The sequence below is a fragment of the Streptococcus mitis genome (assembly GCF_000722765.2).
In the GTDB taxonomy this organism is placed as follows: domain Bacteria; phylum Bacillota; class Bacilli; order Lactobacillales; family Streptococcaceae; genus Streptococcus; species Streptococcus mitis_AQ.
The window spans coordinates 1,904,404-1,926,151 of the sequence record NZ_CP028415.1 but is presented as its reverse complement, the minus strand read 5'-3'; the positions used below and the strand labels follow the sequence as shown (position 1 = coordinate 1,926,151).

The following is a 21,748-nucleotide window of genomic DNA, read 5'->3' as shown; positions in this document are numbered from 1 at the left end:
TACAATATTGTCAAGTTTTGTTTACAACAACTTTACCACCTTGAATAGTGAAAATACTTAGATTTTCTGGTAGATTTTGAAGATGCTCTAAGCTTGTTGTTGTGATAAAGGTTTGGATTGAATGAGAAATCGTTTCTAATAATTTTAATTGTCTAGTGTTGTCAAGTTCACTCATAACATCGTCAAGCAATAATATCGGAGATTCTGTAGTAATACTTTCCATTAACTCGATTTCTGCTAATTTTATAGAGAGGACGAGACTACGATGTTGGCCTTGACTTCCAAAACTAGCGTCCATCCCATTTATATAAAAAGAAATATCATCTCGATGAGGACCGACGCCAGTGTTCTTTTTAAATAAATCTCTGGACCTACTTTTTTCTAAAGCAATTTTGAAAGATTCTGATAAGTCTTCTTTGTCAGTTATCTTGACAGAGGATTGATAGGATATTGATAACTCTTCAATCTGATTAGAGAGTTCAAAATGTTTCTTACGACCAAATGATTCTAGTTTTTTTATGAAATCTAAGCGGTGATTCATTACACGACATCCATAATCAATTAGCTGATCATCCAACACAGAAAGAAAGGTTTCATCTATTTTTTGAGCTGATTTTAGATAAGTGTTTCTTTGTTTTAGGATGTGGTTATAATTAGTTAAGTCAGATAAATAGATTGGCTTGATTTGTCCAAGTTCCATATCAATGAATTTCCGTCGAACCGAAGGTGCTCCTTTAATTAGTTGTAAATCTTCAGGAGCAAATAAAACAACATTCATGTGTCCTACATAATCTGAAAGGCGTGCTTGTTTTAAATGATTAACTTTTGTCACACGGCCTTTTTGTGTTAGTTCGATTTCTAGGGGAATGGATCCAGTTTTTTTCTGAACAAGACCTGAAAGATGAAGTTGTTCCTCATCAAAATGAATGAGATTTTTATCTGTTCGAGTTCGATGACTACGTGTTAAGGCTAAAAAATAGATAGCCTCTAACATGTTTGTTTTTCCTTGTGCATTACGTCCTAAAAAGACATTTAATTTAGGATTAAAGTCTATTTTCGTCTCTTTGTAATTACGAAAAGTTTTGAGAGATAGGTTTTGTAGCCACATGATTATCTACCAGGGAATCGTGGAGCTTGTTTGCTTTTAGGTGATGAAGTAGGTTTAGATTTGTCTTTTTTAACTCCCTTATTCATCTCTTTGACAAGTTTAGCAATCCGTTCTTTTTCAACTTTATCAGCTTGGTATTCCTCTTGTTCTTCAGAAGTAGGTTGTGTCAATAAGATGTCAATGTTCATGTCAGGTATGTCAACTTTATCGCCAATACGAAGTTTTTTACCACGACGATTCTCTAATTCCCCATTAAAGTATACAGAATGTTCAGAGAGAAATGATTTGATAGCTCCTCCGCTATGTGTAATTCCAAGTTCTTTGAGTAGTGCTTGGAGGGTAATAAATTCTTCAAATAATTTGTATTCCATAATTCACCTCAATCTTTGGTATTATACCATATTTTCCTAAAAATAGTGAGAGAAACAGGGAGAAATGTAAGCGATTTTTATTTCAAAAATGTTACAGAGAACAAGAAAATTTCAGGTTTTCGTGATATAATAAAAGTCTGTATATGAGGAGGTAAATCATGGAGTTAGTGCATGGAATTTCAACACATTTTATCCAATCAAAAAAGTTTAAAACGAACAAAATCACCGTGCGTTTTACCGCTCCATTATCCCTTGATACGATTGCAGGTCGCATGTTGAGTGCGAGTATGCTAGAGACTGCTAATCAGATGTATCCCACTTCTCAAAATTTGAGAAGACATTTGGCCAGTCTATACGGTACAGATATGTCAACCAATTGTTTCAGAAGAGGACAAAGTCACATTGTAGAATTGACATTTACCTATGTTCGTGATGAGTTTTTAAGTAGGAAAAATGTTCTAACTTCTAAGGTTTTGGAACTTGTAAAAGAAACTCTTTTTTCACCCATACTAGTTGATAATGGATTTGATCCGTCCTTATTTGAAATTGAGAAAAAGCAATTGCTAGCAAATTTAGCAGCTGATATGGATGATTCTTTTTATTTCGCACATAAAGAACTAGATAAACTCTTTTTTCATGATGAACGTCTCAGATTGGAATACAGTGATTTACGAAATCGTATTTTAGCTGAAACTCCACAGAGTTCTTATTCTTGTTTCCAAGAATTTTTGACCAATGATCGAATAGATTTCTTTTTCCTAGGTGATTTTAATGAGGTTGAAATTCAAAATGTATTAGAATCATTTGCCTTTAAAGGTCGAAAAGGAGATGTGAAGGTTCAGTATTGTCAACCTTATTCCAATATACTACAAGAAGGTATGGTTCGGAAAAATGTGGGACAATCTATTTTGGAATTAGGTTATCATTGCCCTTCTGAATATGGTGATGAGCAACATTTACCCATGATTGTAATGAATGGTTTACTTGGTGGATTTGCTCACTCTAAACTCTTTACAAATGTCCGTGAAAATGCTGGATTAGCTTATACCATTTCCAGTCAGCTCGATTTATTTAGTGGGTTCTTGAGGATGTATGCTGGTATTGATCGAGAAAATCGGAACCAGGCTCGTAAAATGATGAATAATCAACTGCTTGATTTAAAAAAAGGATATTTTACAGAGCTTGAGCTAGAGCAGACCAAGGAAATGATTCGTCGGTCTTTGTTACTTTCTCAAGATAATCAAAGTTCATTGATTGAACGTGCTTATCAAAATGCCTTACTTGGAAAATCTTCAGCAGACTTTAAAGGTTGGATTGCAAAACTCGAGCAAGTTGACAAAGATGCTATTTGTAGAGCAGCTAATAATGTGAAACTACAGGCGATTTACTTTATGGAAGGAATAGAATGACAAAGGTTGTTTTTGAAGAAAAATACTATCCAGCTGTAAAAGAAATGGTTTATCGAACTCGTTTGGCCAATGGATTGACAGTTGCTCTTTTGCCTAAAAAGGAATTTAAAGAGGTTTACGGGAGTGTCACTGTTCAGTTTGGTTCGGTAGATACGCTTGTCACAGAAGTTGACGGAGATGTAAAACAATATCCTGCGGGAATTGCTCATTTTCTTGAACATAAATTATTTGAGAGAGAAGATTCTAGCGATTTGATGTCGGCTTTTACGAGTCTAGGTGCAGATAGTAATGCCTTTACAAGTTTTACAAAAACAAACTATCTTTTTTCAGCAACGGATTATCTCTTAGAGAATGTAGACTTACTTGATGAATTGGTAACATCAGCACATTTTACTGAAGATTCCATTTTAAGAGAGCAGGATATTATTCAGCAAGAACGAGAAATGTATCAAGATGATCCAGATTCGTGTTTATTCTTTTCAACTTTAGCGAATTTGTATCCAGGCACACCTTTAGCAACTGATATAGTTGGCAGTGAGGAGTCCATTTCCCAAATAAATCTAACTAATTTGCAAGAAAATTTTACAAGATTTTACAAACCTGTAAACATGTCTCTGTTTTTAGTTGGTAATTTTGATGTGGATCAAGTACAGGACTACTTTGAAAGAAAAGAACTGGAAGGTTTAGATGTTAAGGAAGTAGCAAGAGAAAAGTTTGTTTTAAAAGATGTAAAGCAAACAGACAGTATGAGAATGGAAGTATCTTCTCCCAAACTAGCGATTGGAATTAGAGGTAATCGTGAAGTTGCTGAGGCGGATTGCTATCGACATCATATTTTATTAAAATTATTGTTTGCAATGATGTTTGGTTGGACTTCGGATCGTTTTCAAAAGTTATATGAATCAGGTAAAATAGATGCTTCCCTATCTCTTGAAATTGAAGTAACAAGTCGCTTTCATTTTGTCATGTTGACAATGGATACAAAAGAGCCAGTTGCTTTATCTCATCAGTTTAGGAAGGCTATTCGTAAATTTACAAAGGATTTAGATATTACAGAGGATCATTTAGATATTATCAAAAGAGAGATGTTTGGAGAATTTTTTAGTAGCATGAACTCTCTTGAATTTATTGCAACGCAGTATGATGCTTTTGGACAAGGTGAGACAATTTTCGATTTGCCGAAAATTTTACAGGAAATTACTTTAGAGGATGTCCTTGATGCTGGACACCATTTAATAGATGATGGTGACATAGTTGATTTTACAATATTTCCATCGTAGCAACCTATCATAATAGACACTAGAAAGAAGGAATGACAAGTATGAGGAAAAAAACAATTGGTGAGGTTTTACGTTTAGCTAGAACCAACCAAGGGTTGACTTTAGAAGAATTACACAAAAAAACAGAAATTCAGTTGGATATGTTGGAGGCAATGGAAGCTGATGATTTTGATCAACTTCCTAGTCCATTTTATACTCGTTCTTTTTTGAGGAAGTATGCGTGGGCAGTTGAACTTGATGAGCGAATTGTTTTGGATGCTTATGATTCTGGGAGCATGATTACTTATGAGGAAGTAGATGTTGATGAAGAGGAGTTGACAGGTAGGAGACGTTCAAGTAAGAAAAATAGGACATCATTTTTACCTTTATTTTATTTTATACTCTTTGCACTATCGATTGTCATTTTTGTGACTTATTATGTTTGGAATTATCTCCAGACTCAACCGGAGCGTTCATCTGCGTCTAGTTATAGTGTGGTCCAAGCAACAAGCTCGACTAGTTTTGCAACTCCATCTTCAACTAGTAGTAGTTCATCAAGTAGTTCTTCTAATATTGAACCAGCTATAACGGTATCAGGTGAAGGAAATAGAGTAGAAGTTGCTTATAAAACGAGCAAGGAAACTGCAAAATTGCAATTATCAGTGTCAGATGCTAGAAGTTGGGTTAGTGTTTCAGAAAGTGATCTTGAGGGTGGTGTGACTTTATCACCGGATAATAAAAGTGCGGAAACAACCGTTTCAACTAAAAATCCTGTGACCATTACTTTAGGTGTTGTCAAAGGTGTTGCCTTAACAGTAGACAATCAGACTGTTGATTTATCGAAATTAACAGCTCAGACTGGAAAAATCGCTGTAACCTTTACTAAAAATTAAGGAAAAACGAATGAAAAAAGAACAAATTCCAAATCTCTTAACAATAGGTCGAATTCTCTTTATACCTATTTTTATCTTTATTTTAACAGTAGGAAATTCGATAGAGAGTCATATGCTAGCAGCTATTATCTTTGCTATTGCCAGTATTACAGACTATTTAGATGGATATTTAGCTCGTAAATGGAATGTGGTTAGTAATTTTGGTAAATTTGCAGATCCTATGGCGGATAAGCTACTAGTTATGTCGGCTTTTATTATGCTGATTGAGTTAGGAATGGCTCCAGCTTGGATTGTTGCAGTGATCATCTGTCGTGAATTGGCTGTGACAGGTTTAAGGCTTTTATTGGTTGAAACTGGTGGAACAGTTTTAGCAGCAGCAATGCCTGGAAAAATTAAAACTTTTAGTCAGATGTTTGCCATTATTTTCTTGCTATTACATTGGACTTTGTTTGGTCAAGTTCTACTTTATGTAGCCTTGTTTTTCACTATCTACTCTGGCTATGATTATTTTAAGGGTAGTGCCTATGTATTTAAAGGGACATTTGGTTCGAAATGAAATCAATAATTAATGTAAAAAATCTTTCTTTTTGCTATAAGGAAAGTCAGGAATATTACGATGTGAAGGATATTACGTTTCACGTGAAACGTGGAGAATGGCTTTCGATTGTAGGGCATAATGGTAGTGGTAAATCAACGACGGTTCGCTTAATTGATGGCTTACTGGAAGCAGAATCCGGAGAGATTGTAATTGATGGCCAACGGCTGACTGAGGAAAATGTTTGGAATATACGTCGTCAAATCGGTATGGTTTTTCAAAATCCAGACAATCAATTTGTTGGAGCGACTGTTGAAGATGATGTTGCCTTTGGTTTGGAAAATCAGGGACTTTCTCGTCAAGAAATGAAAAAGAGAGTGGAAGAAGCTCTGGATTTGGTTGGCATGTTGGACTTTAAAAAAAGAGAACCAGCGCGTCTATCAGGTGGTCAAAAGCAACGTGTGGCTATTGCAGGTGTTGTAGCCCTAAGACCAGCTATTTTAATCCTAGATGAAGCAACGAGTATGTTGGATCCTGAGGGACGTAGAGAACTGATTGAGACAGTAAAAGGAATTCGGAAAGACTATGATATGACGGTCATTTCCATTACACATGATTTGGAAGAAGTTGCCATGAGTGATCGTGTATTGGTCATGAAAAAAGGGGAAATTGAATCAACCAGCAGTCCAAGAGAACTTTTCTCTCGAAATGATTTAGATCAAATTGGATTAGACGATCCTTTTGCTAATCAATTAAAACATTCTCTGAGTCAGAATGGCTATGATTTACCTGAAAATTATTTGACAGAAAGTGAGCTAGAGGATAAGCTATGGGAATTGCTCTAGAAAATGTGAGTTTTACGTATCAAGAAGGGACTCCCTTAGCTTCAACAGCTTTGTCAGATGTTTCTTTGACGATTGAAGATGGTTCTTATACGGCTTTAATTGGCCACACAGGTAGTGGTAAATCAACTATTTTACAACTCTTAAATGGTTTATTGGTGCCAAGCCAAGGGAGTGTGCGAGTTTTTGATACCTTAATCACTTCGACTTCTAAAAATAAAGACATTCGTCAAATTAGAAAACAGGTTGGCTTGGTATTTCAGTTTGCTGAAAATCAGATTTTTGAAGAAACGGTTTTGAAAGACGTTGCTTTTGGACCGCAAAATTTTGGAGTTTCTGAAGAAGATGCGGAGCAGATTGCGCGTGAGAAACTGGCTTTGGTTGGAATTGATGAATCACTTTTTGATCGCAGTCCGTTTGAGCTATCAGGTGGACAAATGAGACGTGTGGCCATTGCAGGCATACTTGCCATGGAGCCAGCTATATTAGTCTTAGATGAGCCAGCAGCTGGCCTAGATCCTCTAGGGAGAAAAGAGTTGATGAACTTGTTCAAAAAACTCCACCAGTCAGGGATGACCATTGTTTTGGTAACGCATTTGATGGATGATGTGGCTGAATATGCGAATCAAGTCTATGTGATGGAAAAGGGACGTTTAGTTAAGGGTGGTAAACCAAGTGATGTCTTTCAAGATGTTGTCTTTATGGAAGAAGTGCAGTTGGGAGTACCTAAAATTACAGCCTTTTGTAAACGATTGGCTGATAGGGGCGTGTCATTTAAACGATTACCGATTAAGATAGAGGAGTTCAAGGAGTCGCTAAATGGATAGTATGATTTTGGGGCGTTATATCCCAGGAGATTCGATTGTTCACCGATTGGATCCACGTAGCAAATTACTGGCTATGATGCTACTGATTTTAATCGTTTTTTGGGCTAATAATCCCTTGACGAATCTAATTCTTTTTATAGCGACAGGGATATTTATTGCCTTGTCAGGAGTATCTCTTTCATTCTTTATTCAGGGCTTGAAATCTATGTTTTTCTTGATTGCCTTCACAACTATTTTTCAATTGTTTTTCATTTCTAATGGGAATGTTTTATTTGAGTTTTCGTTTGTGAGAATCACGGATTATGCTTTGCAACAAGCTGGAATTATCTTTTGTCGCTTTGTATTGATTATTTTCTTTTCAACTTTGTTAACCTTAACGACCATGCCCTTAAGTTTGGCATCAGCTGTAGAAGCTTTATTAGCGCCTTTAAAGCGTGTGAAAGTTCCAGTTCATGAAATTGGCTTAATGCTATCTATGAGTTTGCGTTTTGTTCCGACCTTAATGGATGATACGACGCGGATTATGAATGCACAGAAAGCGCGTGGAGTGGATTTTGGTGAAGGAAGCATTGTTCAAAAGGTGAAGGCGATGATTCCCATTTTGATTCCTCTTTTTGCAACAAGTTTAAAACGTGCGGATTCCTTGGCTATCGCTATGGAAGCGCGTGGTTATCAGGGGGGAAAAGGCAGAAGTCAATACCGACAATTGAAATGGACTCAAAAGGATACGCTGACCATTCTTGTTATTATCATACTTGGTTGTTGCTTATTTTTCTTAAAATCTTAGTAGCTTTCAGGAATTGATAAAAAGTTACTGTAACAGTTTTTGATATAAAGGTAGGGATATGAACCGTTTTAAAAAATCAAAATATGTCATTATTGTTTTTGTCACTGTTCTGCTTGTCTCAGCTCTCTTAGCGACGACTTATTCAAGTACAATTGTGACAAGATTAGGAGATGGAATCTCATTGGTTGATAGGGTTGTTCAAAAACCTTTTCAGTGGTTTGATTCTGTCAAATCAGATCTGGCTCATTTGACACGAACTTATAATGAAAATGAAAGTTTGAAGAAACAGATTTACCAATTAGAAGTTAAATCAAATGAGGCGGAAAGTTTAAAGATGGAAAATGAACAACTGCGCCAATTGCTTGATATGAAGTCCAAGTTGCAAGCTACAAAGACTTTAGCAGCGGATGTTATTATGCGTTCTCCAGTATCTTGGAAACAGGAATTGACCTTAGATGCAGGCAAATCAAAAGGGGCTTCTGAGAATATGTTAGCAATTGCAAATGGTGGCTTGATTGGGAGTGTCTCAAAAGTAGAGGAGAACTCTACCATGGTCAACCTTCTGACAAATACAGAAAATGCTGATAAGATTTCTGTTAAAATTCAACATGGTTCTACTACAATTTATGGGATTATCGTTGGCTATGACAAGGAAAATGAAGTTCTAAAAATTAGTCAATTAAATAGTAGTAGCGATATTAGTGCAGGAGATAAGGTGACCACTGGTGGATTAGGAAACTTTAACGTTGCTGATATTCCTGTTGGTGAAGTGGTTGCCACAACGCATAGTACGGACTACTTGACACGAGAAGTAACTGTTAAATTAAGTGCAGATACTCATAATGTGAGTGTGATAGAATTAGTGGGGAATTCATAATGAGACAGTTGAAGCGAGTTGGAGTATTTTTATTGCTTCCTTTCTTTGTTCTAATTGATGCCCATATTAGCCAGCTTTTGGGTTCATTTTTTCCCCATGTACAGTTAGCCAGTCATTTTCTATTTTTGTTTCTCTTATTTGAGACGATTGAAGTATCAGAGTATTTCTATTTAGCTTATTGTTTTGTAGTGGGTTTGGTTTATGACATTTACTTTTTCCACTTGATAGGGATTGCGACTTTGTTGTTCGTCTTATTGGGGGCATTTCTCCATAAATTTAATAGCGTTATCTTATTGAATCGTTGGACGAGAATGTTGGCAATTATTGTCATGACTTTTCTATTTGAGATGGGAGCTTATATACTTGCAATAGTGGTAGGTTTAACTGTGGATAGTATGTCTTTGTTTATAGTCTATAGTTTAGTACCATCAATGATTTTGAATCTTATATGGATGATTATCTTTCAGTTTATTTTTGAAAAATTTTATCTATAAGAAAGAAATAAAAATGTAACAAAGGCGTAATATTCATTAGGCCTTTTTTTGGTATACTAGTAATGTCTTTAAAAGAAGGAGTATCTACGAAATATGAAGAAAAAAATCTTAGCGTCACTTTTACTAAGTACAGTAATGGTTTCTCAAGTAGCTGTTTTAACAACTGCGCATGCAGAAACTACTGATGACAAAATTGCTGCTCAAGATAATAAAATTAGTAACTTAACAGCACAACAACAAGAAGCCCAAAAACAAGTTGATCAAGTTCAGGAGCAAGTGTCTGCTATTCAAACAGAGCAATCAAACTTGCAATCTGAAAATGATAGACTACAAGCAGAATCTAAAAAGCTTGAGGGTGAAATTACAGAACTTTCTAAGAATATTGTATCTCGCAATGATTCATTGCAAAAACAAGCTCGTAGTGCTCAAACAAATGGAGCTGCAACAAATTACATTAATACAATTGTAAACTCAAAATCAATTACAGAAGCTATTTCACGTGTTGCTGCAATGAGTGAAATCGTATCTGCAAACAACAAAATGTTGGAACAACAAAAAGCAGATAAAAAAGCTATTTCTGAAAAACAAGTAGCAAACAATGATGCAATTAATACAGTTATTGCAAATCAGCAAAAACTAGCTGATGATGCTCAATCATTAACTACAAAACAAGCTGAGTTAAAAGCTGCAGAATTGAATCTTGCTGCTGAAAAGGCTACTGCAGAGGATGAAAAAGCAAGTTTACTTGAGAAAAAAGCTGCAGCAGAAGCAGAAGCTAAAGCAGCTGCAGAAGCAGAAGCAGCTTATAAAGCTAAACAAGCAAGTCAACAACAAACAGTAGTTGCTTCTGGAAATACAACTTTTACAGCACAGGTTCAAGCAGTATCTACTACTTCTTCATCAAGTTCATCTGAGTCAAGTTCGTCTGAATCATCTTCAAGCAGTGCTTCAACAGAATCAACAAGCTACACTCCTGCACCAGTAAAACATCGCCCAACATACAGTACAAATGCTTCAAGTTATCCAACAGGAGAGTGTACATGGGGAGCTAAGACATTGGCACCTTGGGCTGGAGACTACTGGGGTAATGGAGCACAGTGGGCTACAAGTGCAGCAGCTGCAGGATTCCGTACAGGATCTACACCTCAAGTTGGTGCGATTGCATGTTGGAATGATGGTGGATATGGACACGTAGCCGTAGTTACAGCTGTGTCATCATCAACAAGTATCCAAGTATCTGAATCAAACTATGGTGGAAATCGTACAATCGGAAATAAACGTGGTTGGTTCAATCCTACTACAACTTCAGAAGGTTTTGTAACATATATCTATCCAAACTAATGAATAAAACGAAGAGGCTCGATTGGAGTCTCTTTTATGATTTATATAGTTAACTTATTTTAAAAATCTACTAAAATAGCTTGAAAATATTGAAAAAGTATGGTAAAATGGAACTTGTCGTATGAACGATAATACTCATTCTTGATGAATTGTGAAACAGTTGCCCTTGGGTCGTTTTGCGAGTTGAAGTCAAGAAGAGGAAAAAACAAAAAGGAGAAATACTCATGGCAGTAATTTCAATGAAACAACTTCTTGAGGCTGGTGTACACTTTGGTCACCAAACTCGTCGCTGGAACCCTAAGATGGCTAAGTACATCTTCACTGAGCGTAACGGCATTCACGTTATCGACTTACAACAAACTGTAAAATATGCTGACCAAGCTTACGATTTTATGCGTGATGCAGCAGCTAACGATGCAGTTGTATTGTTCGTTGGTACTAAGAAACAAGCAGCTGATGCAGTTGCTGAAGAAGCAGTACGTTCAGGTCAATACTTCATCAACCACCGTTGGTTGGGTGGAACTCTTACAAACTGGGGAACAATCCAAAAACGTATCGCTCGTTTGAAAGAAATCAAACGTATGGAAGAAGATGGAACTTTTGAAGTTCTTCCTAAGAAAGAAGTTGCACTTCTTAACAAACAACGTGCACGTCTTGAAAAATTCTTGGGTGGTATCGAAGATATGCCTCGTATCCCAGATGTGATGTACGTAGTTGATCCACATAAAGAGCAAATCGCTGTTAAAGAAGCTAAAAAATTGGGAATCCCAGTTGTAGCGATGGTTGACACAAATACTGATCCAGATGATATCGATGTAATCATCCCGGCTAACGATGATGCTATCCGCGCTGTTAAATTGATCACAGCTAAATTAGCTGACGCTATCATCGAAGGACGTCAAGGTGAAGATGCAGCAGCAGTTGAAGCAGAATTTGCAGCTTCTGAAGCTCAAGCAGATTCAATTGAAGAAATCGTTGAAGTTGTAGAAGGCGACAACGCTTAATTCATATAAATAGTAATTACCTAGGAGGGCAGGGCTTAGCCCGGCTCTCCTATTTTCAAAAAATATAGGAGAATCAAAATGGCAGAAATTACAGCTAAACTTGTAAAAGAGTTGCGTGAAAAATCTGGTGCCGGAGTTATGGACGCTAAAAAAGCGCTTGTAGAAACAGACGGTGACATCGAAAAAGCGATTGAATTGCTTCGTGAAAAGGGTATGGCTAAGGCAGCTAAGAAAGCTGACCGTGTTGCTGCAGAAGGTTTGACTGGTGTTTATGTTAACGGTAATGTTGCTGCAGTTATTGAAGTAAACGCTGAAACTGACTTCGTTGCGAAAAATGCTCAATTCGTTGAATTGGTAAATACTACAGCTAAAGTTATTGCTGAAGGAAAACCTGCTAATAATGAAGAAGCACTTGCTTTGACAATGCCTTCAGGTGAAACTCTTGAAGCTGCATATGTATCTGCAACAGCAACTATCGGAGAAAAAATCTCATTCCGTCGCTTTGCATTGATTGAAAAAACAGATGCACAACACTTTGGAGCATACCAACATAACGGTGGACGTATCGGTGTTATTTCAGTTGTTGAAGGTGGAGACGAAGCACTTGCTAAACAATTGTCAATGCACATCGCAGCGATGAAACCAACAGTTCTTTCTTACAAAGAATTGGATGAGCAATTCGTTAAAGATGAGTTGGCACAATTGAACCACGTAATCGACCAAGACAATGAAAGTCGTGCAATGGTTAACAAACCAGCTCTTCCACACTTGAAGTATGGATCAAAAGCTCAATTGACTGATGAAGTGATTGCGCAAGCTGAAGCTGACGTCAAAGCTGAATTGGCTGCAGAAGGTAAACCAGAAAAAATCTGGGACAAAATCATCCCAGGTAAAATGGATCGCTTCATGCTTGACAACACTAAAGTTGACCAAGCTTACACACTTCTTGCACAAGTATACATCATGGATGACAGCAAAACAGTTGAAGCATACCTTGAATCAGTTAACGCTTCAGTAGTTGAGTTCGCTCGCTTTGAAGTTGGTGAAGGTATCGAAAAAGCTGCAAATGACTTCGAAGCTGAAGTTGCAGCTACAATGGCAGCAGCCTTGAATAACTAATAAGAAAAAGGAAGCCAAATTGCTTCCTTTTTCTATGCAGTCGCTTTTTATAGGGAGATGTTCCTATTTTTAAGGTATAAATAAAAAGCCCTATAATAAGGGCTAAGTGTATTTAGGAGACTACACTTCAAATTCATAGAGTGCTGTAGAGAGATAACGTTCACCGTTATCTGGTGCTAGAGCAAGAACTTTTTTACCTGTACCTAATTTTTTGGCAACCTCGATGGCTCCGTAGATAGCTGCAGCTGAAGAGATACCTACAAGGAATCCTTCTTTTCCACCAATTTCACGGCCGAGTGCTAGTGCATCGTCTGATGTTACACGAACGATACCATCATAAGCCTTTGTATCCAGTGTATCAGGAATAAATCCAGCTGAGATACCTTGAATTTTGTGTGGTCCAGGTTTTTCACCAGATAGAATAGCAGATTCGTCTGCCTCTACTGCAAAAACTTGAATGCTTGAATTTGCTGATTTGAGTGCATGAGAAACACCAGAAATCGTTCCACCAGTACCAACTCCAGCAACAAAGGCATCTAATCCATCTTTACCGAAAGCAGCTAATATCTCAGCTCCTGTTGTTCTTTCGTGTACTTCTGGATTAGCTGGATTGTCAAATTGAAGAGGAAGGAAACCATCACGTTCAGCAGCGATTTCTTGAGCTTTAGCAATAGCACCTTTCATTCCTTCGCTACCAGGAGTTAGGACGAGTTCAGCTCCATAAGCTTGGATAATCTTACGTCGTTCTACACTCATAGTTTCAGGCATAACGATGACAACTTTATATCCTTTAGCAGCACCTACCCATGAAAGTCCAATACCAGTGTTTCCACTTGTTGCTTCAACAATTGTAGAACCTGGTTTCAGAATACCGTCTTGTTCAGCTTTTTCAATCATGCTAAGAGCAATACGATCTTTTACAGAAGAACCAGGGTTGAATGCTTCAAGTTTTACATAGACGTCTGCAGCCCCTTCTGGCACGATGTTGTTGAGTTTAACAATCGGAGTTTGACCGATTAATTCAGTAATGTTGTTATAAATAGACATATGAATACCTCTTTGTATAAGATATTTCTAGTATAACGCTATCTATACCATTTGTAAAATATAGAAATCCTATCGAAGTGATAGGATTTTTTTATATCATAGGTCTAAGCAGTTAATTTTCAAGCGATTGTGATAAGCTAATTCTAGTAAATAGGTGTAAAGTGGAACGATATCTGTTTTCTTTTTGAATTGCTTCATTTTCTAGTGGGTCTGGGCAAGCATCTTTTTATTTTGCTAATTAAAGTAGTGGTGAGAATGTCAGTGAAACACTGCATTATCTATTATTTACACTAAGTTTACAGGAACTTCAACTTCTCGTAAACCTTGATCAGTTAAAGTGACTTTTCCATTAAAAAACTCTACAAGTGCAGCTTTAATATTTTCTGTTTCTTCTTTATCAACATAAATCATCGTATAGACTTGATCTGTAAAGTTTGTATCCAGTTCCATGAGATCATGTTCTTTAAGGAAGTTACTGTATTCTTGGTACTGAGCGTAAGACATTTGAATAGCAATGCCAGCTTGTTCTTTTATTTCAATGATGCCAATTTCTTTGACAGCTAAGGCGACACTGCCGGCGTAAGCACGAATCAGTCCTCCAGCGCCTAGTTTAATACCACCAAAGTAGCGTGTCACGACCACACAGACATTGGTGAGATTGTGATTTTCTAGTACCCCAAGCATGGGAACGCCAGCAGTACCACTAGGCTCACCATCATCACTTGTCCGTTTGATTTCACTACGTTCCCCAATAATGAAGGCAGAGCAGTTATGCGTAGCTTTGTAGTGCTCTTTCTTGATGGCAGTAATGAAGTCACGAGCCTCTTCTTCGCTATAAACACGCTTGGCATGACAGATAAAGCGGGATTTTTTGATTTCTTCTTGGACTTGTCCGTCCTCTATAATTGTTCTAAATTCCATGATTTAATTGTACTAAAAAATCATCTAAAGCGCTAGGTTTTTACGAATAAAGAAGTATGAAAGTAAATCCAAATTATCTCGGTCGTTTGTTTACTGAGAATGAATTAACTAAAGAGGAACATCAGTTGGCGGAGAAACTTCCAGCAATGAGAAAGGAGAAAGGGAAACTTTTCTGTCAACGTTGTGATAGTGCTATTTTAGATGAATGGTATTTGCCCATCGGTGCTTACTATTGTAGGGAGTGTTTACTGATGAAGCGAGTCAGGAGTGATCAAGCTTTATACTATTTTCCGCAGGAGGATTTTTCGAAACAAGATGTTCTTAAATGGCGTGGTCAATTAACTCCTTTTCAAGAGAAGGTATCAGAGGGACTGATTCAAGCAGTAGACAAGCAAGAGCCAACTTTAGTTCATGCGGTGACAGGGGCTGGAAAGACAGAAATGATTTATCAAGTTGTGGCTAAGGTGATTAATAGGGGTGGTGCAGTTTGTTTGGCTAGTCCTCGCATAGATGTTTGTTTGGAGCTGTACAAGCGCCTGCAACAGGATTTTGCTTGCAAGATATCTTTACTACACGGAGAATCAGAGCCGTATTTTCGAACACCACTAGTTGTTGCGACGACCCATCAGTTATTGAAGTTTTATCAAGCTTTTGATTTGCTGATAGTGGATGAAGTAGATGCCTTTCCTTATGTTGACAATCCCACGCTTTACCATGCTGTCAAGAATAGTGTAAAGGAGAATGGCTTGAGAATCTTTTTAACAGCGACTTCTACCGATGAGTTAGATAGGAAGGTTCGCATCGGAGAATTAAAACTATTGAGTTTGCCAAGACGATTTCATGGAAATCCTTTGATTATTCCTAAACCTGTCTGGTTATCCGATTTTAATCACTGTTTAGAGAAAAGTCGGTTGTCACCAAAGCTAAAGTCTTATATTGAGAAGCAGAGAAAGACAGCTTATCCATTACTCATTTTTGCTTCAGAAATTAAGAAAGGGGAGCAGTTAAAAGAAATCTTACAGGAGCAATTTCCGCATGAGAAAATTGGCTTTGTATCTTCTATCACAGAAGATCGATTAGAGCAGGTACAAGCTTTTAGAGATGGAAAATTGACAATACTTATCAGTACGACGATATTGGAGCGCGGAGTTACTTTCCCTTGTGTGGATGTTTTCGTAGTAGAGGCCAATCATCGCCTTTTTACCAAGTCTAGCTTGATTCAGATTGGTGGACGAGTTGGACGAAGCATGGATAGACCAACAGGAGATTTGCTTTTTTTCCATGATGGGTTAAATGCTTCAATCAAGAAGGCAATTAAGGAAATTCAGCAGATGAATAAGGAGGCGGGGCTATGAAGTGCTTGTTGTGTGGGCAGACTATGAAGACTATTTTAACTTTTAGTAGTCTCTTACTTCTGAAGAATGATGACTCTTGTCTTTGTTCAGACTGTGACTCTACTTTTGAGAGGATTGGAGAAGAGTACTGTCCAAACTGTATGAAAACAGGTTTGTTAACGAAGTGTCAAGACTGTCAATTTTGGTGTAAAAAAGGAGTTGAGGTGAGTCATAGAGCGATTTTTACTTACAATCAAGCTATGAAGGATTTTTTCAGTCGGTATAAGTTTGATGGAGACTTCCTTTTAAGAAAAGTGTTCGCTTCATTTTTAAGTGAGGAGTTAAAAAAGTACAAAGAGTATCAATTTGTTGTAATTCCCCTAAGTCCTGAAAGATTGCTCGAGAGGGGATTTAACCAGGTTGAAGGTTTAGTTGAAGTAGCAGGGTTCTCTTTTCAAGACTTACTGGATAAGAGAGAAGAGAGAGCTAGTTATTCTAAAAGTCGTTCAGAACGCTTGGCAACAGAACTTCCTTTCTTTATTAAAAGTGGAGTTACTATTCCTAAAAAAATCTTACTTATAGATGACATTTATACTACTGGAACAACTATAAATCGTGTGAAGAAACTATTGGAAGAGGCTGGTGCTGAGGATGTAAAAACATTTTCCCTTGTAAGATGAGGAAAAAATTTGCAAAAATAAAATGAAAGCGTTATAATGAAATCAGAAAAACAAAAATGTTTAGAAAGAAGGTACTCATATGATTAAATATAGTATCCGTGGTGAAAACCTAGAAGTAACAGAAGCAATTCGTGATTATGTAGTTTCTAAACTCGAAAAGATCGAAAAGTATTTTCAAGCTGAACAAGAGTTGGATGCTCGAGTTAACTTGAAGGTGTATCGTGAAAAAACAGCTAAAGTGGAGGTGACGATTCCGCTTGGCTCAATTACTCTTCGTGCAGAAGATGTGTCTCAAGATATGTATGGTTCAATTGACCTTGTAACCGATAAAATTGAACGTCAGATTCGTAAAAATAAAACAAAAATCGAGCGTAAAAATAAAAACAAGGTAGCAACTAGTCAATTATTTACAGATGCTTTGGTAGAAGATCCAAATGTTGTCCAGTCTAGAGTTGTTCGTTCAAAACAAATTGATTTAAAACCAATGGATTTGGAAGAAGCTATTCTACAGATGGATTTGTTGGGACATGATTTCTTTATCTATGTAGATGTTGAAGATCAAACAACTAATGTGATTTATCGTCGTGAAGATGGCGAAATTGGTTTGTTAGAAGTTAAAGAATCTTAATTTCAATATGTGTAAAGGAAGGTTTACTGAATTGTAAACCTCCTTTTTCTTATAATTGATAGAATTACTGATTACACTTTTAAAAAGTCGCTTTTTAGTGGTTATTATGGTATAATGGGTGCCAAGAGGTTTGGAATGAAAAAATTTTATGTAAGTCCTATTTTCCCCTTAATATTAGGAATAGTGGCGTTCGGAGTGCTATCTGTGCAACTTGTTTTTGTAACGAATACACTGGTAACGCTATTTCTTTTGCTACTTATTTTGGGTTCATATATTTTATTATTCATTCATCAAAGAGAGTACTACTCAAGGAGTGAAGTAGAACAAATTCAGTATGTAAACCACCAAGCTGAAGATAGTTTGACAACCTTGTTAGAACAGATGCCTGTCGGAGTTATTAAACTAGACTTATCGTCAGGTGAAGTTGAATGGTTCAATCCCTACGCTGAATTGATTTTGACTAATGAAGTGGGCGAGATTGATGTTACATTAATTCAAACAATTATAAAGGCGTCTGTGGGGAATCCAGGTTCTTATGCAACCTTGGGTGAGACTCGCTATTCGGTTCATATGGACAAGGTATCTGGAGTTCTTTACTTCTTTGATGTGTCTGGAGAATACGAAGCGACTGTTGAGTTAGTGACAAGTCGACCTGTTATTGGGATTGTCTCCGTTGACAACTATGATGACTTAGAAGATGAAACATCGGAGTCTGATATCAGTCATATTAATAGTTTTGTAGCCAATTTTGTTTCAGAATTTGCTGGGAAGCATGCCATGTTCTCCCGTCGAGTGAGTATGGATCGCTTTTATCTATTTACGGACTACACGGTGCTTGAGGGATTGATGAACGATAAATTTTCTGTTATTGATTCTTTCAGAGAAGAGTCCAAACAGAGACAGTTGCCCTTGACCTTAAGTATGGGATTTTCTTATGGTGATGGAAATCATGATGAGATAGGGAAAGTTGCATTGCTTAACTTGAACTTGGCTGAAGTGCGTGGTGGGGACCAGGTGGTTGTCAAGGAAAACGACGAAACGAAAAATCCAGTTTATTTTGGTGGTGGATCTGCTGCCTCAATTAAACGTACACGGACTCGTACGCGTGCTATGATGACGGCTATTTCAGATAAGATTCGAAGTGTGGATCAGGTTTTTGTAATTGGTCACAAAAATCTAGATATGGATGCTCTTGGCTCTGCTGTAGGTATGCAGTTGTTTGCCAGCAATGTGACTGAAAATAGCTATGCTATTTATGACGAAGAACAAATGTCGCCGGATATTGAACGAGCTGTTTCATTCTTAGAAAAAGAAGGAGTTACAAAGTTGTTGTCTGTTAAGGACGCAATGGGGATGGTGACCAATCGTTCTTTGTTGATTCTTGTAGACCATTCAAAGACAGCTTTAACTTTATCAAAAGATTTTTATGATTTATTTACCCAAACCATCGTCATCGACCACCACAGACGGGATCAGGATTTTCCAGATAATGCGGTTATTACTTATATCGAAAGTGGTGCAAGCAGTGCCAGTGAGTTGGTAACGGAATTGATTCAGTTCCAGAATTCTAAGAAAAATCGTTTGAGTCGTATGCAAGCAAGTGTTTTAATGGCTGGTATGATGTTGGATACTAAAAATTTCACATCACGAGTGACTAGTAGGACATTTGATGTTGCTAGCTATCTCAGAACGCGCGGAAGTGATAGTATTGCTATTCAGGAAATGGCTGCGACAGATTTTGAAGAATATCGTGAGGTCAATGAACTGATTTTACAGGGGCGTAAATTAGGTTCAGATGTATTGATAGCAGAGGCTCAGGACTCCAAATGCTATGATACAGTTGTTATTAGTAAGGCAGCAGATGCCATGTTAGCTATGTCAGGTATTGAAGCGAGTTTTGTTCTTGCGAAAAATGTACAAGGATTTATCTCTATCTCAGCTCGCAGTCGTAGTAAGCTGAATGTACAACGGATCATGGAAGAGCTGGGAGGTGGAGGCCACTTTAATTTGGCAGCAGCTCAAATTAAGGATTCAACCTTGTCAGAAGCAGGTGAAAAACTGACAGAAATTGTATTAAATGAAATAAAGGAAAAGGAGAAAGAAGAATGAAAGTAATCTTTTTAGCAGATGTTAAAGGAAAAGGTAAAAAAGGCGAAATTAAGGAAGTACCAACAGGGTATGCACAAAACTTTCTTATCAAAAAGAATCTAGCCAAAGAAGCAACTGCTCAAGCTGTAGGTGAACTTCGTGGTAAACAAAAATCTGAAGAGAAAGCTCACGCTGAGATGATTGCAGAAGCAAAAGCAATTAAAGCCCAACTTGAAGCAGAAGAAACTGTTGTAGAATTTGTTGAAAAGGTTGGTCCAGATGGCCGTACTTTTGGTTCTATTACCAATAAGAAAATTGCAGAAGAATTGCAAAAGCAATTTGGAATTAAGATTGATAAACGTCATATTCAAGTACAAGCTCCGATTCGAGCGGTTGGTTTGATTGATGTGCCAGTGAAAATCTATCAAGATATCACAAGTGTAATCAATCTTCGTGTGAAAGAAGGATAAATTTACACCTTCTTGACAAGATTGTAAAAGGAAGGGAAGTCTGATGGCAGAAGTAGAAGAGTTACGAGTACAACCTCAAGATATCTTAGCTGAACAATCCGTTTTGGGGGCTATCTTTATTGACGAGAGTAAGCTTGTTTTTGTACGAGAATATATTGAATCTCGGGACTTTTTTAAGTATGCCCATCGTTTGATTTTCCAAGCTATGGTCGATTTATCCGATCGTGGCGATGCTATCGATGCAACAACGGTTCGTACCATTCTTGATAATCAAGGTGATTTACAGAATATTGGTGGCCTGTCTTACCTAGTTGAGATTGTCAATTCTGTGCCAACTTCTGCTAATGCGGAGTATTATGCTAAAATCGTTGCAGAAAAGGCTATGTTACGGCGATTAATCTCCAAGTTGACAGAGTCTGTCAATCAAGCTTACGAGGCTTCGCAACCAGCTGATGAAATCATTGCTCAGGCAGAAAAAGGTCTGATTGATGTCAGCGAAAATGCTAATCGAAGTGGATTTAAGAACATTCGAGATGTGTTGAATATCAACTTTGGAAATCTGGAAGCTCGCTCGCAACAAACGACCGATATTACAGGTATTGCGACAGGCTACCGTGACTTGGATCATATGACGACTGGACTTCATGAGGAGGAGTTGATTATCCTAGCAGCCCGTCCGGCGGTTGGTAAGACAGCCTTTGCATTGAATATTGCTCAGAATATTGGGACTAAGTTGGACAAAACGGTTGCTATTTTTTCACTCGAAATGGGTGCGGAAAGTCTAGTGGATCGTATGCTAGCTGCAGAAGGCTTGGTGGAATCACATTCTATCCGTACAGGGCAATTGACAGATGAGGAGTGGCAAAAATATACCATTGCTCAAGGGAATCTAGCTAATGCAAGTATCTATATCGATGATACGCCAGGGATTCGAATTACAGAGATTCGTTCTCGTTCTCGTAAACTGGCTCAAGAAACTGGAAATCTTGGTTTGATTTTAATAGACTATTTGCAGCTTATCTCGGGAACTGGTCGGGAAAATCGTCAACAAGAGGTTTCGGAAATTTCACGTCAGTTGAAAATTTTAGCTAAGGAACTGAGGGTTCCAGTAATCGCTCTCAGTCAGCTTTCTCGTGGTGTAGAACAACGTCAGGATAAGAGACCGGTCTTGTCTGATATTCGTGAATCTGGATCTATTGAGCAGGACGCTGATATCGTAGCCTTTCTTTATCGCGACGATTACTATGAGCGTGGTGGTGAAGAAGAGGAAGGCATACCAAATAATAAGGTAGAAGTTATTATCGAGAAAAACCGTAGTGGAGCTCGTGGAACGGTGGAATTAATTTTCCAAAAAGAATACAATAAATTTTCAAGTATCTCAAAGAGGGAGGCATAAGATGTCAGATGCATTTACAGATGTAGCCAAGATGAAAAAAATCAAAGAAGAAATCAAGGCACATGAGGGACAAGTCGTAGAAATGACTTTGGAGAATGGTCGTAAGCGCCAAAAAAATAGATTGGGTAAGCTAATTGAGGTTTATCCATCCCTATTTATCGTTGAATTTGGGAATGTTGAAGGAGATAAACAAGCTAATGTTTACGTTGAATCCTTTACTTACTCAGATATCCTTACAGAAAAGAATTTGATTCATTATCTTGACTAAAGTGAGAAATTTTCTCACTTTTCTTTTTTTCTCCGAATAGTTTAAGTGAA

General features: G+C 37.4%; 23 protein-coding genes and 1 pseudogene. 19 read left to right on the top strand and 5 right to left on the bottom strand.

What is annotated here, in order from left to right; translation table 11 throughout:
• Positions 1-10 precede the first annotated feature (10 nt).
• Together recF and yaaA are read right to left on the bottom strand one after the other, a co-directional pair.
• Positions 11-1,108 (bottom strand): DNA replication/repair protein RecF, encoded by a 1,098-nt coding sequence (gene recF / locus SK637_RS09610; RefSeq protein ID WP_033689598.1) that lies wholly within the window; start codon positions 1,106-1,108, stop codon positions 11-13.
• A gap of 2 nt (positions 1,109-1,110) precedes the next feature.
• Positions 1,111-1,479 (bottom strand): S4 domain-containing protein YaaA, encoded by a 369-nt coding sequence (gene yaaA, locus SK637_RS09605; protein WP_033689596.1) that lies wholly within the window; start codon positions 1,477-1,479, stop codon positions 1,111-1,113.
• A 158-nt stretch (positions 1,480-1,637) separates the two neighbouring features.
• Between yaaA and yfmF the strand changes: the two genes are divergently transcribed.
• From yfmF to tsf, 12 genes are all read left to right on the top strand, one after another.
• Positions 1,638-2,888: an EF-P 5-aminopentanol modification-associated protein YfmF gene (yfmF, locus tag SK637_RS09600; RefSeq protein ID WP_033689593.1), complete on the top strand. Its 1,251-nt coding sequence runs from the start codon at positions 1,638-1,640 to the stop codon at positions 2,886-2,888.
• On the top strand, positions 2,885-4,168 hold the full coding sequence (gene yfmH / locus SK637_RS09595) for an EF-P 5-aminopentanol modification-associated protein YfmH (protein WP_033689591.1): 1,284 nt from the start codon (positions 2,885-2,887) through the stop codon (positions 4,166-4,168). Before yfmF ends, yfmH begins: the two co-directional genes overlap by 4 nt.
• Before the next feature lie 41 nt (positions 4,169-4,209).
• Positions 4,210-5,040, top strand: a complete 831-nt coding sequence (gene rodZ, locus SK637_RS09590) for a cytoskeleton protein RodZ (protein WP_033689589.1) — start codon at positions 4,210-4,212, stop codon at positions 5,038-5,040.
• A 10-nt stretch (positions 5,041-5,050) separates the two neighbouring features.
• Positions 5,051-5,596 (top strand): CDP-diacylglycerol--glycerol-3-phosphate 3-phosphatidyltransferase, encoded by a 546-nt coding sequence (gene pgsA / locus SK637_RS09585; RefSeq protein WP_033689587.1) that lies wholly within the window; start codon positions 5,051-5,053, stop codon positions 5,594-5,596.
• A complete protein-coding gene (locus SK637_RS09580) occupies positions 5,593-6,420 on the top strand; it encodes an energy-coupling factor ABC transporter ATP-binding protein (RefSeq protein ID WP_033689585.1) in 828 nt (275 codons plus the stop codon). Before pgsA ends, SK637_RS09580 begins: the two co-directional genes overlap by 4 nt.
• Positions 6,405-7,244 (top strand): energy-coupling factor transporter ATPase, encoded by an 840-nt coding sequence (locus SK637_RS09575; protein WP_033689583.1) that lies wholly within the window; start codon positions 6,405-6,407, stop codon positions 7,242-7,244. The genes SK637_RS09580 and SK637_RS09575 overlap by 16 nt, the downstream gene beginning before the upstream one ends.
• Positions 7,237-8,031 carry an energy-coupling factor transporter transmembrane component T family protein gene (locus SK637_RS09570; RefSeq protein ID WP_033689582.1) on the top strand — a complete coding sequence of 265 codons (795 nt, stop codon included), beginning with the start codon at positions 7,237-7,239 and terminating at the stop codon, positions 8,029-8,031. The genes SK637_RS09575 and SK637_RS09570 overlap by 8 nt, the downstream gene beginning before the upstream one ends.
• Before the next feature lie 58 nt (positions 8,032-8,089).
• Positions 8,090-8,908 carry a rod shape-determining protein MreC gene (mreC, locus tag SK637_RS09565; RefSeq protein ID WP_001078993.1) on the top strand — a complete coding sequence of 273 codons (819 nt, stop codon included), beginning with the start codon at positions 8,090-8,092 and terminating at the stop codon, positions 8,906-8,908.
• Entirely contained in the window at positions 8,908-9,402 is a 495-nt protein-coding gene (gene mreD / locus SK637_RS09560) for a rod shape-determining protein MreD (protein ID WP_033689579.1), read from the top strand. The genes mreC and mreD overlap by 1 nt, the downstream gene beginning before the upstream one ends.
• A 93-nt stretch (positions 9,403-9,495) precedes the next feature.
• Complete coding sequence (gene pcsB / locus SK637_RS09555) at positions 9,496-10,743, top strand: peptidoglycan hydrolase PcsB (RefSeq protein WP_000727024.1); 1,248 nt, start codon at positions 9,496-9,498, stop codon at positions 10,741-10,743.
• 224 nt (positions 10,744-10,967) lie between these two features.
• Positions 10,968-11,747: a 30S ribosomal protein S2 gene (gene rpsB, locus SK637_RS09550; RefSeq protein ID WP_000268459.1), complete on the top strand. Its 780-nt coding sequence runs from the start codon at positions 10,968-10,970 to the stop codon at positions 11,745-11,747.
• A 78-nt stretch (positions 11,748-11,825) separates the two neighbouring features.
• Positions 11,826-12,866 carry a translation elongation factor Ts gene (gene tsf / locus SK637_RS09545; protein WP_033689577.1) on the top strand — a complete coding sequence of 347 codons (1,041 nt, stop codon included), beginning with the start codon at positions 11,826-11,828 and terminating at the stop codon, positions 12,864-12,866.
• Positions 12,867-12,986: 120 nt separating this feature from the next.
• Here the strand turns inward: tsf and cysK are convergent, their stop codons facing one another.
• The 3 genes and pseudogenes from cysK to SK637_RS09530 form a co-directional block, all read right to left on the bottom strand.
• Entirely contained in the window at positions 12,987-13,913 is a 927-nt protein-coding gene (cysK, locus tag SK637_RS09540; protein ID WP_000029885.1) for a cysteine synthase A, read from the bottom strand.
• A 96-nt stretch (positions 13,914-14,009) separates the two neighbouring features.
• Positions 14,010-14,105 (bottom strand): annotated as a pseudogene (locus SK637_RS10210) (PH domain-containing protein); the annotation flags it as partial.
• 93 nt (positions 14,106-14,198) lie between these two features.
• Positions 14,199-14,834 carry a YigZ family protein gene (locus SK637_RS09530; RefSeq protein WP_033689575.1) on the bottom strand — a complete coding sequence of 212 codons (636 nt, stop codon included), beginning with the start codon at positions 14,832-14,834 and terminating at the stop codon, positions 14,199-14,201.
• A 56-nt stretch (positions 14,835-14,890) separates the two neighbouring features.
• Between SK637_RS09530 and SK637_RS09525 the strand changes: the two genes are divergently transcribed.
• The 7 genes from SK637_RS09525 to SK637_RS09495 all read left to right on the top strand — a co-directional run bounded on the left by SK637_RS09525 (position 14,891) and on the right by SK637_RS09495 (position 21,698).
• The gene (locus SK637_RS09525; RefSeq protein ID WP_033689573.1) at positions 14,891-16,189 is read left to right on the top strand and encodes an ATP-dependent helicase ComFA; all 1,299 of its coding nucleotides are present in this window, start codon (positions 14,891-14,893) and stop codon (positions 16,187-16,189) included.
• On the top strand, positions 16,186-16,848 hold the full coding sequence (locus SK637_RS09520) for a ComF family protein (protein WP_033689572.1): 663 nt from the start codon (positions 16,186-16,188) through the stop codon (positions 16,846-16,848). Before SK637_RS09525 ends, SK637_RS09520 begins: the two co-directional genes overlap by 4 nt.
• A gap of 79 nt (positions 16,849-16,927) precedes the next feature.
• Complete coding sequence (gene hpf / locus SK637_RS09515; protein ID WP_000599100.1) at positions 16,928-17,476, top strand: ribosome hibernation-promoting factor, HPF/YfiA family; 549 nt, start codon at positions 16,928-16,930, stop codon at positions 17,474-17,476.
• A gap of 135 nt (positions 17,477-17,611) precedes the next feature.
• On the top strand, positions 17,612-19,585 hold the full coding sequence (locus tag SK637_RS09510; RefSeq protein ID WP_033689571.1) for a DHH family phosphoesterase: 1,974 nt from the start codon (positions 17,612-17,614) through the stop codon (positions 19,583-19,585).
• Complete coding sequence (gene rplI, locus SK637_RS09505; RefSeq protein ID WP_000864214.1) at positions 19,582-20,034, top strand: 50S ribosomal protein L9; 453 nt, start codon at positions 19,582-19,584, stop codon at positions 20,032-20,034. Before SK637_RS09510 ends, rplI begins: the two co-directional genes overlap by 4 nt.
• Before the next feature lie 43 nt (positions 20,035-20,077).
• Complete coding sequence (gene dnaB / locus SK637_RS09500; RefSeq protein ID WP_033689570.1) at positions 20,078-21,430, top strand: replicative DNA helicase; 1,353 nt, start codon at positions 20,078-20,080, stop codon at positions 21,428-21,430.
• A gap of 1 nt (position 21,431) precedes the next feature.
• The gene (locus tag SK637_RS09495) at positions 21,432-21,698 is read left to right on the top strand and encodes a Veg family protein (RefSeq protein ID WP_001278169.1); all 267 of its coding nucleotides are present in this window, start codon (positions 21,432-21,434) and stop codon (positions 21,696-21,698) included.
• The last annotated feature ends 50 nt before the right edge of the window (positions 21,699-21,748 follow it).